General features: G+C 32.4%; 21 protein-coding genes. 16 read left to right on the top strand and 5 right to left on the bottom strand.

The features are described from left to right. Window positions 1-72: 72 nt before the first annotated feature. The 6 genes from DKT72_RS05775 to DKT72_RS05750 all read left to right on the top strand — a co-directional run bounded on the left by DKT72_RS05775 (window position 73) and on the right by DKT72_RS05750 (window position 4,674). Window positions 73-2,304 carry a hypothetical protein gene (locus DKT72_RS05775; protein ID WP_111307778.1) on the top strand — a complete coding sequence of 744 codons (2,232 nt, stop codon included), beginning with the start codon at window positions 73-75 and terminating at the stop codon, window positions 2,302-2,304. 2 nt (window positions 2,305-2,306) lie between these two features. After that, a complete protein-coding gene (locus tag DKT72_RS05770; RefSeq protein ID WP_111307777.1) occupies window positions 2,307-2,780 on the top strand; it encodes a hypothetical protein in 474 nt (157 codons plus the stop codon). A gap of 53 nt (window positions 2,781-2,833) precedes the next feature. After that, the gene (locus DKT72_RS05765) at window positions 2,834-3,067 is read left to right on the top strand and encodes a hypothetical protein (RefSeq protein ID WP_111307776.1); all 234 of its coding nucleotides are present in this window, start codon (window positions 2,834-2,836) and stop codon (window positions 3,065-3,067) included. A gap of 11 nt (window positions 3,068-3,078) precedes the next feature. Further along, complete coding sequence (locus DKT72_RS18180) at window positions 3,079-3,222, top strand: hypothetical protein (RefSeq protein ID WP_162623246.1); 144 nt, start codon at window positions 3,079-3,081, stop codon at window positions 3,220-3,222. A gap of 13 nt (window positions 3,223-3,235) precedes the next feature. Next, window positions 3,236-3,604, top strand: a complete 369-nt coding sequence (locus DKT72_RS05760) for a hypothetical protein (protein WP_111307775.1) — start codon at window positions 3,236-3,238, stop codon at window positions 3,602-3,604. A 440-nt stretch (window positions 3,605-4,044) separates the two neighbouring features. Next, a complete protein-coding gene (locus DKT72_RS05750; protein ID WP_111307773.1) occupies window positions 4,045-4,674 on the top strand; it encodes a glutaredoxin family protein in 630 nt (209 codons plus the stop codon). Window positions 4,675-4,682: 8 nt separating this feature from the next. Here DKT72_RS05750 and DKT72_RS05745 read toward each other — a convergent pair whose 3' ends face one another. From DKT72_RS05745 to DKT72_RS05730, 4 genes are read right to left on the bottom strand one after another with little or no spacing between them, the layout of a single operon-like run. Next, window positions 4,683-5,246 carry a 5-formyltetrahydrofolate cyclo-ligase gene (locus tag DKT72_RS05745; protein ID WP_111307772.1) on the bottom strand — a complete coding sequence of 188 codons (564 nt, stop codon included), beginning with the start codon at window positions 5,244-5,246 and terminating at the stop codon, window positions 4,683-4,685. Window positions 5,247-5,253: 7 nt separating this feature from the next. Beyond that, window positions 5,254-6,228, bottom strand: a complete 975-nt coding sequence (locus tag DKT72_RS05740) for a succinylglutamate desuccinylase/aspartoacylase family protein (RefSeq protein WP_111307771.1) — start codon at window positions 6,226-6,228, stop codon at window positions 5,254-5,256. A gap of 13 nt (window positions 6,229-6,241) precedes the next feature. Next, on the bottom strand, window positions 6,242-7,120 hold the full coding sequence (rimK, locus tag DKT72_RS05735; RefSeq protein ID WP_111307770.1) for a 30S ribosomal protein S6--L-glutamate ligase: 879 nt from the start codon (window positions 7,118-7,120) through the stop codon (window positions 6,242-6,244). Then, on the bottom strand, window positions 7,117-7,542 hold the full coding sequence (locus tag DKT72_RS05730) for an ATP-dependent zinc protease family protein (RefSeq protein WP_111307769.1): 426 nt from the start codon (window positions 7,540-7,542) through the stop codon (window positions 7,117-7,119). The genes rimK and DKT72_RS05730 overlap by 4 nt, the downstream gene beginning before the upstream one ends. A 130-nt stretch (window positions 7,543-7,672) precedes the next feature. Here DKT72_RS05730 and uvrC point away from each other — a divergent pair, with 130 nt between their 5' ends. The 7 genes from uvrC to DKT72_RS05695 all read left to right on the top strand — a co-directional run bounded on the left by uvrC (window position 7,673) and on the right by DKT72_RS05695 (window position 19,046). Next, window positions 7,673-9,466, top strand: a complete 1,794-nt coding sequence (gene uvrC / locus DKT72_RS05725; protein ID WP_111307768.1) for an excinuclease ABC subunit UvrC — start codon at window positions 7,673-7,675, stop codon at window positions 9,464-9,466. Then, on the top strand, window positions 9,463-11,691 hold the full coding sequence (locus DKT72_RS05720; RefSeq protein WP_111307767.1) for a patatin-like phospholipase family protein: 2,229 nt from the start codon (window positions 9,463-9,465) through the stop codon (window positions 11,689-11,691). The genes uvrC and DKT72_RS05720 overlap by 4 nt, the downstream gene beginning before the upstream one ends. 200 nt (window positions 11,692-11,891) lie before the next feature. Then, on the top strand, window positions 11,892-12,668 hold the full coding sequence (locus tag DKT72_RS05715; protein ID WP_111307766.1) for a DUF3108 domain-containing protein: 777 nt from the start codon (window positions 11,892-11,894) through the stop codon (window positions 12,666-12,668). 197 nt (window positions 12,669-12,865) lie between these two features. After that, a complete protein-coding gene (locus DKT72_RS05710) occupies window positions 12,866-14,131 on the top strand; it encodes a M23 family metallopeptidase (RefSeq protein WP_370445571.1) in 1,266 nt (421 codons plus the stop codon). Between the two features lie 3 nt (window positions 14,132-14,134). Continuing rightward, window positions 14,135-15,754, top strand: a complete 1,620-nt coding sequence (gene pgi / locus DKT72_RS05705) for a glucose-6-phosphate isomerase (RefSeq protein ID WP_111307765.1) — start codon at window positions 14,135-14,137, stop codon at window positions 15,752-15,754. 176 nt (window positions 15,755-15,930) lie between these two features. Further along, window positions 15,931-18,504 (top strand): TonB-dependent receptor, encoded by a 2,574-nt coding sequence (locus tag DKT72_RS05700; protein WP_111307764.1) that lies wholly within the window; start codon window positions 15,931-15,933, stop codon window positions 18,502-18,504. A 101-nt stretch (window positions 18,505-18,605) separates the two neighbouring features. After that, on the top strand, window positions 18,606-19,046 hold the full coding sequence (locus DKT72_RS05695) for a hypothetical protein (RefSeq protein WP_111307763.1): 441 nt from the start codon (window positions 18,606-18,608) through the stop codon (window positions 19,044-19,046). Here the strand turns inward: DKT72_RS05695 and DKT72_RS05690 are convergent. Continuing rightward, entirely contained in the window at window positions 19,043-20,059 is a 1,017-nt protein-coding gene (locus tag DKT72_RS05690) for an endonuclease/exonuclease/phosphatase family protein (RefSeq protein WP_111307762.1), read from the bottom strand. The genes DKT72_RS05695 and DKT72_RS05690 overlap by 4 nt on opposite strands. A gap of 165 nt (window positions 20,060-20,224) precedes the next feature. Between DKT72_RS05690 and DKT72_RS05685 the strand changes: the two genes are divergently transcribed. Genes DKT72_RS05685 through DKT72_RS05675 form a run of 3 tightly spaced genes read left to right on the top strand, consistent with a single transcriptional unit; the run spans window position 20,225 to window position 24,893 of the window. Then, entirely contained in the window at window positions 20,225-23,014 is a 2,790-nt protein-coding gene (locus DKT72_RS05685) for a TonB-dependent receptor (protein ID WP_235841623.1), read from the top strand. Window positions 23,015-23,025: 11 nt separating this feature from the next. Further along, window positions 23,026-24,453: a DUF5689 domain-containing protein gene (locus tag DKT72_RS05680; RefSeq protein ID WP_111307761.1), complete on the top strand. Its 1,428-nt coding sequence runs from the start codon at window positions 23,026-23,028 to the stop codon at window positions 24,451-24,453. 53 nt (window positions 24,454-24,506) lie between these two features. Beyond that, on the top strand, window positions 24,507-24,893 hold the full coding sequence (locus DKT72_RS05675; RefSeq protein ID WP_220628086.1) for a VOC family protein: 387 nt from the start codon (window positions 24,507-24,509) through the stop codon (window positions 24,891-24,893). The last annotated feature ends 6 nt before the right edge of the window (window positions 24,894-24,899 follow it).

The raw sequence follows: 24,899 nt of genomic DNA, 5'->3' as shown, positions 1-24,899 counted from the left end.
TACGGTATAGCAATCCTCTCTTAGATTATTAATAGCATAAAGATTTAAATAACCGACCTTTAATTTATGCTCATGAAATTTTACTTAAAAAATTACCTTAAAGTTGGAATTCTCTTTTTCGGAATTTCCTTAATTATCACCAATTGCCAAAAAGAAGATGTTAGACCAACAGAAACACAAAAAATTGAACAACCACCAGCCAGCATTTCAATAAACTATGTTCAAGGAGAAAACATCCCAAATATTCTAAGTCTTTTAGATCCTGATTATAGTTCTTATTCAAAGGCTAATAGCTCAAAATCCACTACCGTTCCCTCACCCTTTGGAAGTATTTCGATTGAAAATATCTTAGAGGTCATCGATACTCTGGGAAACCAAAATTATTCATTTTCGCTCATACCAATAACACCCAAGCCCAATTCCATTTTCAATCTTGTTGTAGGCAAATCAAATGAAGCTACTGATATGGCGATCGTGGAATACCGGATGTCCCCCGATTTTGCGGAAGCCTATTACAACGGCACTAAATCAATGGGAGAATTCACGGGAAGTATCATAACATTTCCTTTTAATGCCGCTGCTACTAACATGTTTTCAAAATCCAGTGGGAACACCTGTGTACAGAATATTGATGAAGTTGTTAACTGTGATCAAATCAATGTAGATAACGGCACTGTTGTTAGTTCAGGTGGTAGTGGCAATACTGGAACAACGGGAATCGGTGGCACCAATACCTACACTGGTGGTAACGGTAGTGATGTGACCCAAGATTATGGTGGAGGCTCTGCTTCTTGGGTTTGTTCATGTAATGAAACCCATGCCTCTCCGTCAGAGTGCAATTGTACAAATACAACTGGCGGTGCTGGAAGCCGAGGTGCCAGGGGCGCATGGATAATAACGCTTCCCGATAGCCACACAAGCAAATCCAGCAACACTAAGGGTAAGAGTATTACTGGCAGTTGTTGTGATGGTGCCAATTTAGATGGCAGCGTGGGGATTAATGCCTACAGGACAGAACTGGCCAATAGCATCTCGCTTATATTAAGGTTATTGAACACATCTGAGGAAGCCATTTGGCTAAACAACGATGCCACCGTGGGACAACTGACTTCAATACGTGATTTTTTAGCAAGCAACAAGGGTTCTGTTGAGGCTAAAGGGTTTGCTAAAGCCCAAATGGCTATTGAAATTTTGACCGATCCCCAAAAAATTAAGCTAGAACCTAAAAACGGAAAACTTAACAATAGAGATGACCAAGAATATACCCATTTCGGTTCAAATGGCACCTATAACGTCTACCAGTTAAAAGATGGATCTAGAGTCTTGAAAAGCCCGTGGCCGCTCAAAATAAATACAGATGGAAAACTTGTAAACGACACAAGTAATCAAGATACAGGAGAGTCTTGGTATATAAAGCCCATAGGAGAGTCTTTATGGTCAAATTACTTGTTAAAAGAGAGTATCAACCTATCCGAAGAACTAAGAAAAACAGCTTTACTAACAGGTACCGCATTAGCAAAGGCTATAGGAACTTACGTTTTGCCCATAGAAGACATCAAAATACTCATAACAGGTTCAGATTTTGACGGAGAACAAGTATCCCGCTTGCAAACTGGTGGCTTTATGATTGTTGGAGTTGTGCCTGGTGGAAAAGTTTTAAAACCTTTAAGCAAAGGTACAGGTAAAATATGGAAAATTGTTATCAAAAACGGCGATAAAGTTTTTTCCAGAAGCGTTAAAGAACTTACCGAAGAAACCATACAACATTTCGATAATTATGCAGAAGGTGCTAGAGACCTTCTACAAGAAGCCCTAAGAAAAGGCGATATTCTTGATGATGAAATTATTATTGAGATTGGACAGGAAATCTCAGACCTTTCTGCTAAAAAAGGTAGAAAACTTACTTGGGAGGAAGTTAAAGTCCTATTTAAACGTGGACAGGATTTTAATAATAAGGCAAGAGAATTACGTTGGTATAAGTATAATGAAGTTCATTTGACTAATGGTAAGCGGCTAGATGGTTATACCTTAAATAATGGAGGAGAAATTGTTTCACGAAAGGCAACAGATTTGGGCAATATTAAATTTTCTTCCTTTGAAAATTACCTAAAGGAAATGCGCCAAAAATACCCAACAGGAACACAAATTCGATCCAATAAGTACCCAGAGATAGATGGTCAATTTTTACTTGGAAAGCAAATATTGGAAATCCCTGCTAGTAATCAGAGTTTATCAAATATTCAGACATTTATTGATTTTGCAAAAAATAATTATCATATTACAATCCGATTTAGACCTGAATAATAATGGCAATAGAAAATAATATGATTAAATTGTATGATGATATAGACTTTTGTTCTAGATACAAAGACATCGCAACAAAATATAAAGTAGAAAACAGAGATAATCGATTAAAAAAAATTGACAAAAAAAAAGTTTTGGAAATCTTTGATAGCTTAGGTTATGAAGCTATTTTTAACACTAAAGAAAGTTTTTACAAAGTTAGGATTATTAAATTCGAATATGACTTCTATTTTCACGTAGATATTAGGTCAGGATTATATGAATTAATATTTGGTGTTATATGCAAAGACTCGAAGAAGCATATAGGTGGCGTAATAGCTGATGTATATGATGATATATTACGAGTAAAACAGATTGAAGAAGAATCAATGTCTTTACCTTCATTTAGTAATTACGAAGAATTAGAGTCAATGTTAAAAGAATCTTTGTCATTATTCGTGGATTTTAAGGTAGGAGTGCTAAAATTGAAACCTTAATATGAAGATAAACCACTTAGTAAATATGCTAGGTGGTTTTCTCTTATTTTCTTATGAAGAAAATCTATCCCGTAAACAAAACATCGGCAGATACTCATCCTCTAGCTAAAATTGCGTTTAATTCTGATAAATTTTATGACTTGCAAAAAGCTTTTAGTGTATCACAAAATTCATTAGAAAACGCATGGAAATCTGTAAATTCAGGAATCCCAATAAATTTACATCAACAAATAACGGGTAATCAAAATAGATTATATTCGGCTTTTGCTAAAAAAGCGAAATTTTAACAATTGAAAAAATGGCTGAAATAGAAATACAAGCACTCATAGATGCAAAGATTCCTAAAGATATAGCAACTGGTTGGGTAATAAAAGCTCTAGAAGATTTAAAAATACAAGGAGTAAAAGTAATAACCAATATTCCTTGGAACGGACTTAATTAATTAACATAATCATATGAATTCAAATCAAGAAATCTTAGATGACTTTGGTCGTCTTTTAGTTAAAGAAGTTTATGACGACCAACTAAGATTCATCAATAATGACATTAACGATCTAAAACAGACAAAGCAGTTTGAAAATTTATTTTATAATTTAAATGAGCAAGGTTTTAATGAATTAAAATTGTACACTAAAGAAATTTTAAGTGGTTCTTTATTTAATTTTTTAAGAGTCTTTGAAGAAAATGAACAATTCAAACTCTATTTTGAAGAAAATGAACAAAAAGTAAATTTAGTCAAAATTAGCGAAATGCTTAAAGCAGAACCTGCCATAGAGAATGGTTGGATAGAACGTTTTAGTAAAGAATTAAACAATGAAAAGTAATAATCCTTTAAAAGTGGGTATCATAAATGTGATACTCACTTTTCTTTTTTTGTCGTTATTAATTCTTTTTAGCAAATTAGAAAACACTATTCTTATCATAATCACTATACTTATTATTCTTTTAGCTACTTTTTCTAGCTTAAGAGGATTATTTTTATGCATAAAGAGCATTAAAAATGAAAGTATCTCAACACGTATTTTTTTGTTTGGTATGATATTAAATTTAACATGTCCCTTAATATTAGGATTGTTATTAATGGCTAACTTAACAGATATCATAAAATTATTTAGTTTATAATTGAGTAAAGGAAGAAATTGATTTCCATAATTATTGTAGACAGACTAAAAATGAAATTAACCTCTAAAAAGTTTTATGATATTTGGTAATACATAAAGCTTAACATATGATGCTTGGAATATATTACCTTTAAAAATAAAATATGAAAAATAAATTATTGACAGTAATTTTTGCTTTAGGAACCGTTATTGGATTTTCACAAAATAAGAATATTGAAATATTAAACACACAAAATGATAAAGGATTTATTGTTAGTGTGATTAATAATAGTAGCGTTCAACAAGAAGTTACACTAACAATAGTCCCTACAAATTTAACTGGGTATAAAGAGCCTATTACAAAGCTTGTGCCATCAAAAACCACAATAGAAATAATAAAACTTTTCTTTATAAAGAATAAAGGAGGAAGTTTTAGTACAAAATATAGTTATAAGCCTAGCTTGACCGAAAAGGAAAAAATAGCTTACAATAAGAAGCTTGAAGAAAAAATTAAAAATGATATAGGAAATATAGAAAAAGGAATAGTAGTATTTTCAAAGGATGGCTGTTCAAGATGCCATTATACAACTAGTTTTTTGCTCGATAACAATATTGATTTCAAATTAATTAATGTTACTAAAGACGATAAACAAAACCTGTTTATGTGGGAATTATTAAAAAAAGAAAACCCTATTATTAAGAACCTCACAATGCCAGTAATACTTCTAGACGGAAAGATTTCATATAATATTGATGACTTAAAGGGGTTTGTTGGTAAACTTAAAAATAATTAATTACTTTTTCAAAACCCATAAACCCCCTCAGGTGTTACACAATAATCCAGTGTGACATCACCTTTAAAAACATCATCAATAGCATCTTCGGCTTCAAAGAAAGAGAGTCCTATTTTAATGGTATCTGGTTTACAGTCGGCTAAAAATTTATCATAAAAACCTTTGCCATAACCAACACGATGGCCTTTTTTATCAAAAGCCAATAAAGGCACAAAAACCACTTCAATTTTATTATTGGTAATTTCTATACCATCAACAGGTTCGGGAATGTTGTAGGCGTTTTTTTTAATCACCGTATTATCCGTTAGTAAATAATGCGTCATAATATGAGTTTCAAAATCACTTTTCGAGAGTACTATATGTTTATCTTTTCCCGAGAGAATGTTTAAAATATAATCGGTATTGACTTCTTTTTGTTCTTCAATCGTTAAAAAAGTATGGTAAAAAGAAGCATCCCAAATGGGCAATTTTAAAAGTTTATTGGCAATGGACACACTTAAATGGTCAACATCATCCGTAGATAATTCAGAACGAAGTGCTTTATATTTTTTTCGTAATTCAGCTTTTAGCATGCTATTATTAACGTTTAAGTTTAGTGCTTATGTGAAATAAAGCATCTCCCTGATAAACAATGGGTGATTCGTTCACATTAATAATATAGCCAGTGTTATTGGCTTTTACAAAGTGATTAAACTTACCAAAAGGGTCGGTAATGGTGCCTAAAATATCTTTTTTATTTACCTTAATTCCAATTTTAACCGAAGGTTTAAACATGCCTGAGTATTTGGCACGTTTCCAAGTGCTTTCATTAATATAAATAGATTCTTTGGTGGGTTTTGTTACTTTAAAATTGGTCTTTAGCATACCAAAGTGTTGTAATATACGCTTAGCGCCTTTAATGCCCCAATTCGTAATGGTTTCGTCTATATGAAATGATTTACCACCTTCAAAGAGCAACATGGGTTTGCCTAATTTATGACAGGTATTTCTGAACGATTTATTTAAATTTTTAGAGTATAAAACAAATGGTGCTCCAAATATTTTTGACAAATCATTAAGTTCTTTATTTTCTTTGACGAAACGAAGTTGCGGCGCATTAAATCTACCGGCACTTCCTGTGTGGTAGTCTATAATTAAATCGACATGAGGAATGATTTCATGAACCAATTTATAAGCCACCCTACTAGCTAAGGAGCCATTTTCTGTGCCGGGAAAAACGCGGTTTAAATCTCTACCATCCGGGAACTCACGTTTTAAATTGATAAAACCAAAAATATTAATGACAGGAATACAAATAATAGTGCCGCATTTTGGTTTATTGATACCAGAAGCAATAAGTTGTCTTACAATTTCAACACCATTTACTTCATCGCCATGAATCCCAGCTGTAAATAAAATAGTAGGGCCCGGCAATTTAGAACGTTCCACAATAATAGGGACATCAACGGTTGAGGTGGTGTGGAGTTTGGCTAAATCTAAACTTATTTCTTTGCTTTCGCCTGGCATAATGGTTACTCCAAGAATATGTAAAACGTCATTTTTGGCTGTAATCATTTAAATATAAATTTTATGAATGTCTATTTCTTTCAATATAAGTAATGATGCTTTTCGCTATATTTTTACCACTGGCTTCTTCAATACCTTCTAATCCAGGTGTCGAATTGACTTCTAATAATAAAGGACCTCTAGCAGATTGTAACATGTCTACTCCGCAAACGGGAAGTTTTAAAACTTTTGATGCATTCATAGCTAACTTTAGCTCTTGCTCATTTAATTTTATAACATTGGCAGTGCCACCTCGATGTAAATTAGAACGGAATTCACCTTCTTTGCCTTGGCGTTTCATGGCACCAACCACATGCCCATCCACAATAAGCGCACGAATATCGGCACCTTTGGCTTCTTTTATAAATTCTTGAACGATCACCCGTGCTTCTAAACCATTAAAAGCTTCTAAAACAGATTCGGCAGCGTTTTTGGTTTCAGCCAGCACAACGCCCAAACCTTGTGTACCTTCTAAAAGCTTAATGATGACAGGAACACCACCTACATGTTCAATCACTTCTTCTACATCGCGGGAGTAGTTGGTAAAAACGGTTTTTGGCATACCAATGCCTGCTTTGCTTAAACGCTGTAAACTTCGCAATTTATCTCGTGAACGTTGAATGGCATCTGACGTGGCTATAACAAACACATTCATCATCTCAAATTGTCTTACTACAGCACAGCCATAAAACGTAATAGAAGCTCCAATTCTCGGGATAACCGCATCGACATAGTCTAAATAACGGTCTTTATAGTAAATGGTTGGCTTCTCTCTTTCTATGATAATATCGCATTTTAGAGGGTCAATAACTTCCATTTTATGACCTCTTTTTTCACCTTCTTCTATAAGCCTTTCGGTTGAGTATAGATTAGAGTTTCTGGATAGAATAACTATATTCATTGTGTTTTTAAATTAAAAGACATATGTTCTTTATCTACATCAACCATAAATTTGTTTTTTAAAAATTGCCTGCCTATAAGTACGGGAAATTTCATGTCGTCTCGTGTGCTTAAAGTTAAGTTAATCTTATATGTTTTTCCAAAAAATATAACTTCAGATTTTATCTTGTATCGGTTTTCTTTAAAACCATTGCTACTTTTAACGTTTGTTCTAGAAAAGGTTTGGAAAATGATTTCTTTGCCATTAAAATTAGCATGGCCTTTACTATAGAAAGTACATTTTAAAGTATTATTCTCTTCAACAATATCAGAACAATGAATAGCAGATGTATAAGCTCCAGTATCTATTTTAACATCAATATTGAATAAATCTAAATTAGGAAAGTCTACTTTGTCTACTCTGCCAATAATTTTTTTTTTCATGTGCTGTTCATTTAAAAAAGTTTGCGAAGGTAGCGAATTAGTAAAATGCAAAACTATTTATATTAAAAAGTTTAACGATTTAATACTTGGTTAAATTAACAATAAAAATTAAAATAATTACCTTTGAATGATGAGTGATTCTCCATTAGAAATACAGCTAAAAACCTTACCGGAGCAACCAGGTGTTTATCAGTATTACAATTCTGAAGGAACTATTTTGTACGTTGGAAAAGCTAAAAACTTAAAGAAACGTGTAAGCTCATATTTTAACAAAACGCACGATAATGGTAAAACCAGAATGCTGGTTAAAAAAATTGCAACCATAAAACATATTGTTGTAGAGACCGAAACAGATGCTTTGCTGTTGGAAAACAATCTTATTAAAAAGTATCAACCACGTTATAATGTGATGCTAAAGGATGACAAATCGTATCCTTGGATTTGCATAAAAAACGAGCGTTTCCCCAGAGTATTTTCTACCCGCAGGGTTATTAAAGATGGCAGCGAATATTTTGGACCTTACACCAGTATGAAAACGGTTCACACCTTATTAGATTTAATTAAAGGATTGTACCATTTAAGAACGTGTAATTTTCATTTATCTGAAGAAAAGATTGATGCGGGAAAATATAAAGTCTGTTTAGAATATCACTTAGGAAATTGTAAGGGCCCTTGTGAAGGTTTGGAAACAGAAGCCGAATACAATGAAAACATTAAAGCTATTAAGGAAATTTTAAAAGGAAACTTTAAAGACTCGCTGTTACAATTTAAAACTCAAATGAAGCATTATGCTGCAATGATGCAGTTTGAAGACGCTCAAAAAATAAAAGAGAAAATAGAAGTGCTTGAAAATTATCAAGCAAAATCAACCATAGTAAATCCTAAAATAAGCAATGTCGATGTGTTTTCTATTGTAAGCGATGAGACTTATGGATATGTGAATTTTTTGCAATTATCTTATGGTTCTATCATTCGCTCACATACCTTAGAAATTAAAAAGAAACTGGATGAAACGGATGAAGAATTATTAGAACTTGCTATTACTGAAATCAGGCAACGGTTCCATTCAAAATCAAAAGAAATATATGTGCCATTTAAGGTGGAATTGGGTGAAAATATAAAAGTAACGGTTCCACAATTGGGCGATAAAAAGCATATTTTAGATTTATCCATTCGTAATGCAAAATATTACAGAATGGAGCGATTCAAACAAGATAAAATTGTAGATCCCGATAGACATGCCAATAGAATCATGGCACAAATGAAAGCAGACTTAAGATTGCATGAAGAACCACGACACATTGAGTGTTTTGATAATTCTAATATTCAAGGGACAAATCCAGTAGCAGCCTGTGTGGTTTTTAAAAATGGAAAACCAAGTAAAAATGATTATCGCCATTTTAATATTAAAACAGTAGAAGGCCCAGACGATTTTGCTTCTATGGAAGAGGTGGTATATCGTCGCTACAAAAGAATGCTTGACGAAGAACAATCCTTACCACAACTTATTATTATTGATGGAGGTAAAGGGCAATTGTCTTCGGCATTAAAAAGTTTAGAGGCTCTTCATTTAAGAGGGAAAATAGCCATTATAGGTATTGCAAAACGTTTAGAAGAATTATACTATCCAAATGATCCAATTCCCTTATATTTAGATAAAAAAAGCGAGACTTTAAAAGTCATTCAACAATTGAGAAATGAAGCGCACCGTTTTGGAATTGAACACCATAGGAACAAACGCAGCAAAAGTGCATTAAATACAGAATTGGAAACGATTGCTGGGGTAGGAGAAAAGACGATTGTCGATTTATTAAAGCATTTTAAATCCGCCAAACGAATTGCCAACGCTAAATTAGATGAGTTGGAGACGGTAGTAGGGGTTTCTAGAGCAGAAAAAGTTTATAATTATTACCATAATAAATGAAGTATGTATTAATCATTTTAATGTTTTTTGTCTGTTTTGAGGGTTTTTCCCAAGATTCAGAAAAAAAAGACATTAAGGTAGGTTTGGTATTAAGTGGTGGTGGTGCTAAAGGATTGGCGCATATTGGTGTTTTAAAAGTCATCGATAGTTTAGGTGTTAAAATAGATTATATCGCTGGCACCAGCATGGGAGCTATTATTGGGGCTTTATATGCGTCTGGATATTCGGGAAAAAAAATTGATTCTATTTTCAGTGCTGTTGATTTTGATGACATTTTAAATGATAATTTACCAAGAGCATCAAGAACATTTTATGAGCGTGATAATTATGAAAAATATGCCTTCACATTACCTTTTAACCACTTTAAGGTTAAATTGCCCTCTGCTCTTTCAAGAGGTCAAAACACCTATGGAATGCTTTCAAAACTAACATTGCATGTTAATACTATAAATGATTTTAGCAATTTGCCAATCCCATTTTTCTGTATAGCAACAAATATAGAAACAGGAAAAGCAGTTGTGTTAGATAAAGGTAATTTATCGCAAGCCGTTATGGCCAGCGGTGCATTTCCGTCTTTGTTTCAGCCTGTTATTATTAACGATCAGGTTTTAATAGATGGTGGCGTTGTTAATAACTATCCTATAGATGAGTTAAGGGAAAAAGGTATGGATATTATTATAGGGGTAGATGTGCAGGATGGCTTAATGTCTCGAGATAAACTCACATCGGCACCAGATGTTTTACTCCAAATCAATAATTTTAGGACAATAAACGACATGAGGATTAAGGCGAAAAAAACAGACATTTATATAAAACCTGATATATCAAATTTTTCTGTAGTGTCTTTTAGTGAACTAAAAAAAATAACAAAAACAGGCACGGCGGCTTCATTAAATCACCTCCAAGCTTTAATTGACCTTGCTAAAATTCAAACAAAAAAGAGAAAACCAATACAAATAAAAACGGTTGATAGTTTAAAAATCAATTCTATTGATTTTTCTGGAGAAAGTAATTATACCAGATCCTATGTTTTAGGAAAACTAAAATTAAAGACTAATGAAAAAATAAGTTATGACGATTTTAATAAAGGGGTTAATAACTTAATAGCAACTAATAATTTTGACAGTTTTTTATATGAATTAAAACCATCAGACACGCTGGTTGGTTATGATATGAAAGCTGAGATAAAGGAAAGTAAAGAGACGACTTTTTTAAAATTAGGGATTCATTATGATGATTTATATAAAAGCTCTGCATTAGTAAATATTACTAGAAAAAAATGGCTGACAAAAAATGATTTGGCTTCTTTAGACTTCATTCTTGGTGATAATGTAAGATATAATTTTGAGTATTATATTGATAAAGGCTTTTATTGGAGCGTTGGTTTAAATTCCAGATACGATAGCTTTAGCAAAAATGTTGCAGCAGCAGCCATTTTAACCCCAGATGAATTAAATTTAATAAATGTAAACAAGCTAGCTATACAAGTAAGTGATTTTACCAATCAGTTTTATTTACAAACCCTTTTTAGAAAAGACCTCTCTTTAATTGTAGGGGCTGAGTATAAACGTTTAAAGATTACTTCTGAAACTATTTTGAATACAGCCAATAATGAAGAATCTGTATTTGAAAAAGGTAATTATATAAGTTTATTTGGAAAATTAAAATTTGACACTTATGATAATAAGTATTTTCCTAAAACAGGTATTTTATTTGATAGCGATTTGCATATATACTTGCATTCTTCTGAATTTAAAGATGATTTTTCCAGTTTTTCAATAGCAAAAGCAACTTTTGGTTTTTCACACTCATTTTCTAAAAGCTTTTCTGCAAATCTTACAACAGAAGCTGGTTTTAGGGTTGGCCAAGACACAAATCCATATCTTAATTTTGCCCTAGGAGGTTATGGAAGCCATATGATAAACAATTTAATGCCCTTTTATGGGTATGATTTTCTTTCAATAGGGGGAGACAGTTTTATAAAATCTGCATTAACATTAGACTATGAAATTTTCAAGAAAAACCATATAAACTTTGCAGTAAATATGGCAAATGTAGATAATAAGCTTTTTGAGAGCACAGATTGGCTTTCAAAAATAGATTATTCAGGTTATGCATTGGGCTATGCCTTAGAAACATTTATTGGTCCCATAGAAGTTAAATATTCATGGTCGCCAGAAAATAAAAAAAGTATTTGGTTTTTTAATGTAGGTTTTTGGTTTTAATTCGGCGATATATTTGTTTTTGTATTTCCATGAGTCAATAAAAACATTAATTTAACATTAATTTATTCTTTTAACAAGAAAACTCTATCAATTAATTTTGATGGAGTTTTTTTGTTTTAATACTTTTGGAACAGTAATTGTAATTTAGTAAATATTATAATAAATTAATAAACTAAGAGTTACAAGCAACTACGATGAGAATGAAAAAATATCTACTTATAATAATAGTGTTAATTACGCAGCTATCTTTTGCCCAGGAATCTGCATTCGACACAGGAGAATGGTTTAAATTTAAAATGAGCTATAGTAATTGGCTTAAAGCAGGTAATGCCACACTTACTGTAAAAGACGATAGGATTAACGGAAAAGATGTATATCATGTTGTAGGCAAAGGTTGGACAACAGGTATGATTAAATGGTTTTTTAAGGTGGAGGATAGGTACGAAACCTATTTTGATAAAAAAACAACGCTACCCTATAAATTCATTAGAAACATTGATGAGGGAGGGTATACAAAAGATATTGAAATTGATTTTGATCAAGTAAACAATAAAGCCTACAACAATAATAAAAAGGAAAAAACGAAAACGGTTTTTGATACTAAACCCAATATTCAAGATATGGTGTCAACATTTTATTATTTAAGAAATAATTTAAATACAGAAAACATAAAAGTTGGTGATGAGGTTAAGGTTGACATGTTTTTTGATGAAGAAACTTATGGGTTTAAGTTAAAATATTTAGGAAGAGAAACTATAACTACAGATTTCGGGAAAATTGATGCATTAATGTTCAGGCCTTATGTTATGGCCGGGCGTGTATTTAAAGAAGAGGAAAGTTTAACCCTTTGGGTTTCAAATGATAAAAATAAAATTCCTTTACGGATCAAGGCAGATCTTAGGATAGGATCATTAAGAGCCGATTTAGAAGCTTTTAAAGGCTTAAAGCATCCCTTTAAAATAATTGTAGAGAATTAAAATTTATCAAGAACCTTTCTTTTTTAAACTTATTGAATCTTTAGGGAGGGTATTGTTAAACTGTTGAAAAAAAGTAATAGATTAACAGTTTTTGAATATAAATACCAATAGGAATTTATTAGATTTACGAAATTTAATAATTAACTATAGTGAAGAGCTATACAAAAAAAATAAGGTTGGTAAATAAATATGTAATCTTGGCGCTACTAGCCATAAATATTTTTAGCTGTAAGGAAGGAAAAACAGAAATTTTAGAAAATCAATCGGAAGAACTAGCTTCATTTCCAGATATTTATGAGTTTGGTTTTAAATTAAATGACTTTATTGTTAAAAGAGATACCATAAGAAAAGGGGATAGTTTTGGTGAAATTCTGGAAAGAAATAGAGTCGGTTATCCAGATATATTTCAAATTGCCAATAAAGCTAGAGATACTTTCGATATTAGAAAACTTCAGATAGGCAAGCCATACACGCTTTTATGTGCTAAAGATTCTTTGGAAACCCCCAAAACGTTCATTTATCAACCCAATTTAGAAGAGTATGTAGTGATTAATTTTAGTGATTCCATTCATGCTTACACCAGTAGAAAACCTATTAAATATGTTGAAAAAACAATTACAGGAACCATTACAAGCAGTATATCCCAAACGTTAGATGAAAAAGGCATTAGTCCTATGTTAACTAACTTGTTGGCCGATCAAATTTATGCGTGGACTATTGATTTTAATAGATTGCAACCAGGAGATAGGTTCAAAGTTATTTATACGGATAAATATATTGATGATACCATTTATGCAGGAATTAAAGAGGTTAAAGCAACCATATTCGAACATAAAAAGGAATCATTTTATGCCTTCAAATTTGTAACAGATAGCGTTAAAGGATCCTATGATTATTTTGATGAAAAAGCTAAAAATCAAAAAAGGCCATTTTTAAAAGCCCCTGTACAATTTAGCCGAATTTCTTCCAGGTATAATTTAAATCGAAGAATAGCTTACTATGGTTTTGCTCTTCGCCCTCATAAAGGAACCGATTTTGCCGCAGCTGTCGGAACACCCATTATGGCTACTGCTAGTGGCATAGTTACAGAATCTAAATACAAAGGAGGAAACGGTAATTATGTAAAAATAAGACATAATTCTACTTATGAAACACAATATCTTCACATGCAAAAGCGAAAGGTAAAAGTAGGAGACCATGTTAAACAAGGTGAAATTATTGGATGGGTTGGTATGACGGGTAATACAGGAGGTCCCCATGTATGTTATCGTTTCTGGAAGAATGGCAAGCAGGTAGATCCATTAAAAGAAAAACTACCCCAATCTGAACCAATTTCAGAAAATTTGAAAGGAAAATATTTAACCTTCATTAAACCATTAAAAGAGCAATTGGATACTATTCCATTTGAAAAAGAAGTCTCTGATGAAAAACCAAAAGATAATTTAATTTCACTTAATCATTAATTTATGGCATTACCGAGCATAAATCCCACATCCACAAAATCATGGAAACAATTAGAAGAACATTACAAAACGATGCAGAATGTTCACATGAAAGATTTATTTTCTCAAAACAATCACCGTGCAGACAATTTTACTATTAAATGGGATGATTTTTATGTAGATTATTCAAAAAACAGAATTACCGAGGAAACTATAAAATATTTACTTCAATTAGCAGATGAGGTTAAATTGAAAGATGCCATTAAAAGTCAGTTTTCCGGGGACATTATCAATCAAACAGAAGGAAGAGCTGTATTACATACAGCCTTGAGAGCACCAAAAAATGCCGATTTCAAAGTAGATGGTATTAATGTGATGCCAGAAATATATCAGGTAAAACAAAAAATAGAAACGTTTACGAATGAAGTGGTAAATGGAGATAGAAAAGGGTTTTCTGGAAAAGCGTTTACCGATGTTGTCAATATTGGTATTGGTGGTTCAGACCTTGGTCCAGCTATGGTTGTAGAATCTCTCCAATATTATAAAAACCATCTAACAACTCATTTTGTTAGCAATGTAGATGGCGATCATGTTAATGAAGTCATTAAGAAATTAAATCCCGAAACCACACTTTTTGTTATTGTTTCAAAAACCTTCACTACTCAAGAAACACTTTCAAATGCCAATACCATTAAAAACTGGTTTTTAAAATCGGCTAATGAAACTGCTATTGCTAAACATTTTGTAGCAGTTTCTACCAATATTAAAAATGTAAAAGCATTTGGTATTGACGAAAATAATATTTTTCCGATGTGGGATTGGGTTGGAGGTCGTTTTTCTTTGTGGAGTGCTGTTGGATTAACGATTAGTCTAGCTATTGGGTTTAAAAACTTTGATAGCTTATTGCTAGGGGCTCATAAAATGGATGAACATTTTAAAAATGAAGATTTTAAAACAAACATTCCGGTGGTATTAGCACTTATAAGTGTTTGGTACAATAACTTTTTTAATGCCGAAAGTGAAGCTATTATTCCATATTCTCAATATTTAAGTCAGTTTGCAACCTATTTGCAACAAGGTATTATGGAAAGTAATGGTAAAAGTGTGGATAGAAATGGTAAGCCAGTAAATTACCAAACTGGAACTATCATTTGGGGTGAACCAGGAACGAATTCGCAACACGCCTTTTTTCAGTTAATACACCAAGGAACTAAATTAATTCCTGCCGATTTTATTGGTTTTGTTAAATCATTGCATGGTAATCAAGATCACCAAGATAAATTAATTTCAAACTTTTTGGCACAAACGGAAGCTTTATTAAATGGTAAAACAGAAGCTGAGGTAAAAGCTGAAGGGGCTTCTTCCGATTTACTCCCATTTAAAATATTTGAAGGCAATAAACCCACTAATACCATATTTATTAACAAGTTATCGCCTGAAAGTTTGGGTAAATTAATTACTATGTATGAGCATAAAATTTTTGTTCAAGGTATTATTTGGAATATTTTTAGTTACGACCAATTTGGAGTGGAATTAGGTAAACAATTAGCAACAAAAATTTTACAAGAACTTAACAATACAGCAACAAACGAGCATGATTCATCTACTCAAAATTTATTAAATTATTACAAACATTTTGCTTAAAATGTAATAAAAAATTCAATAAAAACACGAAAACACCCTGTTATGCTTAATTAGCAGGGTGTTTTTTTTATCAACAATTGTTAAATTTATTAACATATCCATAATACTAAAAGACTAATTATATGTATTTTTGCATTGACTAATTTCAAAAAATAATTAATTCTATTTAAAAAATCATGAAAAAAACTACTCAATTTTTAATGATGGCTGTGGCTTTTTTATTTACTACAGTTATTATGGCCCAAAGTACTGTTACAGGTACTCTTATAGATGCCGAACTGAATGCACCGCTTCCCGGGGCAAATATTGTTGAAAAAGGCACTACAAATGGAACGACTTCAGATTTTGATGGTAAGTTTAGTTTAAAAACAGAAAACAGATCAGGGCAAATTGTTGTTTCTTATGTAGGTTATGCCCCAGTAACATTATCTTTTAATGGAAATTCTAATGTAGGAAGTATTAAATTAGTATCAGATAATTCACTTGATGAAATTGTTATTGTAGGTTCAGGAGTTATCGATTTAGCTGAAGGAAGAAAAACTCCAATAGCGGTTTCTACAATTAAAGCAATTCAAATACAAGAAAAGACAGGAACTTCAGATTTGCCTGAAATTTTGAAATCAACACCTTCAGTGCAATCTGTTCAAAAAGGGGGTTTTGGAGAAGGACAATTGTTTTTGAGAGGTTTTGATCAAACTAATACTGCATTTTTGTTAAATGGTCAACCAATTAACGGTGTGGAAGATGGCAAAATGTATTGGTCCAACTGGTCTGGAGTATTAGATGTTGCAAAAGCTGTTCAAGTACAACGAGGTTTAGGGTCTTCTAAATTAGCTATTTCCTCTGTAGGAGGAACAGTTAATATTGTAACTAAAACTATAGATAAGAAAGAAGGTGGTTTTGTGCAACAAATGATAGGAAATGATAATTACACAAAAACAACAGCTTCTTATTCAACAGGTTTAATGGAAAGTGGATGGGCCTTTACTGCTTTATTAGGTCATTGGCAAGGAGAAGGTTATGCAGATCATACAGATGGACAAGGTCAAACCTATTTTTTGTCGTTAGGGTATAAACCAAATGAAAATAACATTTTTAACTTCATGGTAACAGGTGCTCCACAATGGCATGCTGCATCTGGTTATAATACATTGAAAACATATTTAGAAAAAGGAAGAAGATATAATTTCGCATATACCGGTGTTAATAGTCCAAATAATATTAGCGGAGGTTTTTACCCAACAGGTAGAAATGTATATCATAAACCAGTAGCTAATTTAAGCTGGGATTTAACCATAAATGATAAATCATCATTATCAACTGTACTCTATGCTTCTTTAGGAAGGGGGGGCTTTGGTTCAACTATGAGTTCATCGGGTGTGCCTACATATGTTAGAGGTTCTAATAATAACCATAATTGGTATGGTTTAGTGGCAAATTATAATAACCAATTAACGGAGAATTTAAGTTTAAACGCTGGAGCAGACGTTCGTTTGTATAATGGGATTCACTTTAGAGGTGTTAACGAATTTTTATCAATAAGTTCATTAAATTCATCTAGTGATTATAATGGAGGTAGTTATGTAATAACTAAAACCTATGGAGGTCTTAACCCATGGGGGTTATTGTTTAATCCAAATAACGACCACGCACAACGTATTCATGGTTATTATGATTATGAGGAAAAAATTAATTATACAGGGGTATTTGGTCAGTTAGAATATACTAAAGATCAGTTTTCTGCCTTTTTCCAAGGTTCTGCTTCTACTCAATCTCATTTTAGAACGGAATATGGTGAGGCTCAAAATAAAGGTCAGGCAGAAGACTCAGATAAGATAAACAATACTGGTTTTAATGCTAAAGCTGGTGCAGCATACAATATTAATGATAACAACATTGTTTTTGTTAATGCAGGTTATTATTCTAGACAGCCTTATCATAGCGATTTGTTCATTAATGATAGATCATCCAATCAATTAAATCCTTTTGTTGAAGGAAACCAAAAAATAACAGGGTTTGAAGCTGGATATAAACTTCTAGGAGACAAAGTTTCGGCTAATATTAACTTATATCATACTACTTGGGATAATAAAATCGATTATAGTTCTAGAGATACTGATAGTGACGGGTTAGCTGATGAATTCACTAAAACAAGTCCATTAAAACAAGTGCATATGGGAGCAGAGTTGGAAATATTCACACGTCCTGTTGATAAATTAAATATAAATGGATTTTTATCTATTGGTAATTGGGAGTACAGAGGGAACATAACAAGTAGAACTACTGATGATACAGGAGCTGTTATTGCAGAAGGAGATATTAGTTATATTGATGGCGTTAAAGTTGGAGAAGCTGCTCAATTCACGGCAGGTATTAGTGCGGACTATGAGTTTTTGCCTCGTTTAAAATTAGGTGCAAATTGGAATCAATATGATAATCTATATGGAGCAGCAGATTTTGGTTCTGCGGAGTTTAAAACCGAAAACAATAGAGGATCTATTAAGTTGCCATCTTATGATACTGTAGATGCAGGACTTAGTTATAAAATGTTATTAGGAAAAAACGATCAAAACTCTTTGCAATTTAGGGTTAATGTTAATAATGTTTTTGGAGAAGTATATATTGAAAATTCGAGAGATAATATTCATGTTGATTCTGGAGATGTTGCTTGGAAAGGAGTGAATGTGAAGAATGGAGTATGGTTTGGTTACGGAAGAACTTGGAACGTTAGTATGCGTTACAATTTCTAATAAAATAAAATTATAAAATGTCAAAACCGCTTCGTTTGAAGCGGTTTTTTTATGCTATAAATTATTACATTTGTTTATTCTAAAATTTAAATTAAATTATCATGTACAACACCGTTAAAATGCTACATTCTTATTGGGCTTATCTAGTACTTATCGTATTAATATTGGCAACATTTAATGCATTATATAAAACATTTGCAGATAAAGAATATGAAGCTAAAGATTTTAGAATCTCTTTATTCACGTTAATAACTTCACATATTCAATTATTAATTGGGTTCATATTATATTTTGTATCACCAAGATTACAAGCTTTTAGCGAATTGGGGATGGGTGGTGTTATGAAAGATTCCATTTATAGATTGTATCTTGTTGAGCATCCTTTTGTAAACATTGTAGCTGTTGCTTTAATCACTATAGGTTATTCAAAACATAAAAAGAAACTGACTTCAAAATCTAAATTAAAAACAATCGCTATTTTTTATAGTATAGCTCTTGTATTGTTACTGTCTAGAATTCCTTGGAGTATGTGGCTGGCTTAATTATTAACTTCTTTAATCACATAAACATATACAGGGAAGTGGTCGCTAAACCCACCTGAAAATCCACCATCAGACCAACTTCTAAAAGGATAACCTTTGTATGTGCCTTTGCTTGTTATTAAATATTCTTTATTATAAATACCAGCTTTATAAAATTGAAAAGAAGTATAATCTTTTTCCAATAAAGGTTTGGTTACCATTATCTGGTCAAATAGGCTCCAGGCATCTCTATAAGCCGTAGTTCCTAAACCATCTCTAAAGAAATTTTCGTATGGATTGTAAATGCCTTTAAAATCAACTTTGTCTTTGTCTTTTTGAGTACCCAACCCCTTTTTTATACTGGCATTTGTTGGGTCATCATTTAAATCCCCCATGATAAAAACTTTAGCATAAGGATCTATAACCTGTAGTGAATCTACTAAATGTTTACATAGTTTGGCAGCGGCCAAACGGTTGTATTTGCTTTTTGCTTCACCACCACTTCTAGATGGCCAATGATTCACTATAATATGAATAAGGTCTCCTTCTAAATTTCCGCTTACTAATAATTGATCCCTGGTGTAAATCCTTTTCCGAGTGATATGATCATAAATTTTGAGTTCATGGCTACTTGTACTAATAGGCGTAAAAAGTTGCTTTTGATAAAGTAACGCTACATCAATACCTCTAAGGTCAGGTGATGGATAATGGACAATACCATAATTTTTTTCTCTAAGTACAGAATCGCTTATAACATCTTCAATCACTTCTCGATTTTCAATTTCAGAAATTCCAATAATTGCTGGTGAATTGTTTGGAATTTCCTTTCCGATATCGCCTAAAACACGAGCCATATTTTTTACTTTCTTTTTATAGACTTCAGAACGATTTGCCTTTAATTCCATAATAGGACTTGATTCATCAAATTTATTAGGGTCATTTATGGTATCAAATAAATTTTCTAGATTATAAAAGGCAATGGTATGTATTTTAAAAGTTTTTTGTTCTTGAGCTTCAAGAATTGAAATAATCATAAAAAATAAACAGAATTTTAACAATCTCATAAATATTGGAAATGTATTATATAAATATAAAATAAATCCTATTAAGTATGTGGTTATTTCTTTCAATTTAAATTAATTTTTATTTTTTTTGTATTGTTTATTAATTTAGAGTTGAGAAAGTTAAACCTTATTTTTTTGTTTTACCTTGGGGTGTCCATACCTGCACTTGCACAAAAAACACTTGTGAAAGGCAGTGTTAAGCATGCGGTTTCTTTTGAGCCTGTTCCAGATGTAACCGTTACCATTCAAGAAACAAATCAAAGTACTAAAACGAATTCCTTAGGTGAGTTTGGGTTTTATTCCAATATACCTTTGGGAGAACAGATATTAATAATTTCTAAAGAAGGGTATATAACAGCTAAATATCCCATAACTGTTGATGAATTTCAAATAATTAATATCACAGACATGGTCATAGAGGCTGATTATTCTTTAAATCAAGATTTGTTTACTATTACCTTATCTGATGACGAACTCGATAATGATGAAAGTGGCTTGGGCAATATTTCGGGTTTACTGCAATCGTCATTAGATATGTTTCAACGTACGGCTGCTTTCGAGTTTAGTTCTTCATTTTTTAAAGTTAGAGGTTTGGATTCTGATAATGGTTCCCTGTTGATTAATGGAATTGAAATGAACAAAATCTACAATGGTAGACCACAATGGAGTAATTGGGGTGGGTTGAATGATGTGATGCGTCACCAAGAATTAACATCTGGATTAAAACCGTCAAGTTACCAGTTTGGAGGTGTTTTAGGAACCAGTAATATTAATGTTAGAGCATCACAAATGGGAGCGGGTGGACGTATTACATACTCCTCTAGCAATAGAAGTTATGCGAATCGTTTTATGGCAACCTATAGTTCAGGTTTGTTGAAGAATAATTGGGCTTATACATTGTCAGTTGGAAGACGTTGGGGAAATGAAGGGTATCAAGAGGCTTCATTATATGATGCTAATTCCATTTTTGTTTCGGCAGAAAAAGTTTTTAATGATAACCACAGTTTAAATATTACAGGAATTTATGCGCCAAACAAAAGAGGGAAATCATCACCAAACACTCAAGAAGTTTACGATTTAAAAGATATAAAATATAATGAATATTGGGGATGGCAAGATGGTAAAAAACGAAACTCACGTATTAAAGAAGTTGATGAACCTATTATCATGTTAAACCATTATTGGAACATAAATAAAAAACTTTCATTGAATACCAATATAGGTTATCAATTTGGAAAAACAGGAAATAGTCGATTGGGTTACGGCGGCACGACACGAGTTTTTACATCCGATGGTCAAGAATCTTTTGAAGGTGGAGGAACAAATCCAAGTCCGAGTTATTACCAAAAACTACCCAGTTATTTTGAGCGTAATTTTCCAGATGATTTGGAATTTGCATACGGAGCAGAACAATCTTTTTTAAATGATGGACAAATAGATTGGAATCAAATGTATGAAGCTAACACCGCCAATGCACAACAAGGAAAAAACGCTACCTACATGCTCTATGAAGATAGGGTAGATGATAAACAATTGACTTTAAATACTGTTTTAAATGGTGAATTAAACGAGCATATATTATTAGATGCTTCTTTGACTTACAAGAAGTTAAAATCGGAGAATTTTGCTGAGGTTTTAGACCTTTTAGGTGGCACAGGTTTTTTGAATGTGGATAGTTTTGATGGTATTCAGTTCGATTTAAATAATCCAAATGCTATTGTAAGTGTTGGCGATAAATATGCATACAATTATAATATGTTTGCCAATGTGTTTTCAGGATTTACCCAACTACAATTTAAATATAATAAGATCGATTTTTATGCTTCTACAAGTTTAACCAATACTCAATATCAACGAGAAGGTTTGTTTCAGTTAGAAACCTTTGCCAATAATTCCTTTGGGAAAGGTAAAAAATTATCCTTTATAGGAATCGGTACCAAGACGGGTTTTACCTATAAATTATCAGGAAAACATGTGTTTGATGTTAACATAGGTTACCTTACTAAAGCGCCATCCATAAGTAATAGTTATACAAATTCCAGGTCCAATCATAACATTGTTCCTAATATTTCAGAAGAGAAAATTAACAGTTTTGATGCCAGTTATATTTTCCGCTCAGCTATTGTAAAAGCAAAACTTACAGGCTTTTATACACAGCTTAAAAATGCTAACGAAATCTCTTTTTTCTTTGCAGATGGGATTGGTAATATTATCGCTGATTCTGGGACTCAACAATCTGGTTATGATGATACCGAATTTATTCAGGAAATTTTACAGGGCATCAATAAAAACCATTTAGGTGCAGAGCTTGGTGTTGAAGCTCAAGTAACCTCGCCTATTAAATTAAAAGGAGCGGCTTCTATGGGGCAATATACCTATGCCAATAACCCCGATTTATATGTGTCTTCCGACAGGTTTGAGAATGTGTATTTAGGTAAATCCTATTTAAAAAATTACAAACTAGCTGTGGGATCACAAGAAGCCTATTCCATTGGTTTTGAGTATCGCGACCCTGACTATTGGTGGTTTGGTGCGACGGCCAATTTTTTTAAAAACACCTATGTAGATGTAAGCCCACTCACAAGAACCAATAATTTTTATACCGATGTGGATGGATTTCCTTTTATAGATTATGATGAAAATTTAGCAATAAGCCTATTAAAACAAGAACGCTTTGATGATTATATGGTAGTAAATCTTACTGGTGGAAAATCTTGGAAAGTCAACCAGTATTATATCGGTTTTTTTGCGAGTGTGAATAATCTACTAGATGAAGTTTATAAAACAGGAGGCTTCGAACAAGGACGGAATGCTAATTACAGACAATTAAGAGATGACCAAGCATTACAAAAACCAGTGTTTGGTTCTAAATATTGGTATGGTAGAGGTACTAATTATTTTGTAAATGTATATGTTAGATTTTAACAATTAAAAATATGAAAATTAGGATTTTATTTTTGTTGGCTTTTGTTTCATCATGCGTAGATGATGGTAATTATAGTATTCCTATACCAAATGAAGAAAATAATATAACGATTCCAGCAGATAAATTAACCACCTTCAAAGCATTGTATGAAAGGTATGCCCAAGCGGTTGCAAATGGTAATACAATTGCTATTATTGGTGAAAATGAGGATGTATACATAGAAGGCTATGTAGTGTCTAGCGACTTAGCAGGTAACTTTTTTGAAGAACTTATTATTCAAAATAAAGTAGATGATAGCAACCCTGATAATGACCCAAGACTTGGCATTCGATTAGATATTAATGTAGGAAGTTTGTCTGATACTTACGAGTTTGGTAGAAAAGTGTATGTGAAATTAAGGGGACTAACCATAGGAGAATCAAATGGTGTCTTAACGATTGCGAAAGGTGAAGACCAAAGATTGGAGCAAATACAAGCCTTTGAATATAGGAACATAGTTATCAGAACATCCGAAGTAGTGACCATTACTCCCAAAATCATATCATCTTTAACGGAATTAATGGAAACCGATGAAAATACATTAGTTCAATTAAATAATATGCAACTCAATAGATTTGAATTAGGAGCCACTTTTGCAAGTGAATCCATTGATGAGTTTGATGGTTTTAGAGTATTGGAAAGTTGTGATTCTGGGATCTCAATATTCCTGCAAACAAGTATCTATGCTGATTTTAAATCATTGATTGTTCCCCAAAATAAAGGAAGTCTTACCGGTATTTTTAGTCGGGATTATGGTGACGATTTTAATGTCTTGATTTTAAACAGTGCTGCCGATATTATTTTTGAAGATACAAATCGTTGTGAACCTATGGAATTAAATTGTGGTATTGCAACCACATTGGGTTCAGGAAATTTGTTTTACGAAGATTTTGAAACACAAAAAAATAACCAATTAATAGTTGGTAATGGCTGGACGAATTATATAGAGGCTGGCTCGGTAGGTTGGGAAGCCTATTCTTCAACCTCGACCAATGCCTCTTTGGGTCGCTCTGCTAGATTTCAGTCAGCAAGTTCTGGAGACGACAGTAATATAGGTTGGTTAATAACACCTGCCATTGATTTAGATGCTCAAGAAGGTGAAACGTTGCGTTTTAAAACTTCCAATAGTCAAGCAGATAGTAGTTATTTAGAGGTATTGTATTCATTAGATTGGGATGGTACAGAAGCCAACATTATTACGGCTACCTGGGGCGTATTATCTGCAGCGTATGTGGTAAAAGATACCGATTCATTTGTGCCTTGGTTTAATTCTGGAACGATTGATTTATCATGTGCCACAGGAACCATGTATATAGCTTTTAAATACACTGGTGGTGGACAAGATAATTTTGATGGGGTTTATGAATTGGATGAGGTTAGTATTGATTATGTTCAATAAATAATTGAATAGTTTGTAATTTAGTGGAAAATGAAATAAAATAAAAACAAATAATGAATAAACCATTTAAACCCACAGGCTACAATTCTACGTCACCATATTTTATAGTTGATGGTGCACAGAAGTTTATAGAACAAATGAAAACCATTTTTGATGCGAAAGAATTAAGACGTTTTGAAAGATCCGACGGCACTATTATGCATGCAGAAATTCAAATAGATGATTCGGTTATTATGCTAAGTGATGCTACCGAAAAATATCCTGCCATTAAAATGGTGATGCATGTATATGTACCAAATGTGGACGACGTTTTTCAAAAAGTGGTTGCTGCTGGCTGTGAGATTATTGAAAAGCCAAAGCAAAATGAAGGAGACCCAGACAAAAGAGCCACGTTTACAGATTTAGCTGGAAACATGTGGTCTATTGGTACACAAATGTAAATTAAA

The organism is Confluentibacter sediminis, assembly GCF_003258355.1.
GTDB classification, from domain to species: domain Bacteria; phylum Bacteroidota; class Bacteroidia; order Flavobacteriales; family Flavobacteriaceae; genus Confluentibacter; species Confluentibacter sediminis.
This window is presented reverse-complemented; position numbering and strand designations above follow the sequence as displayed.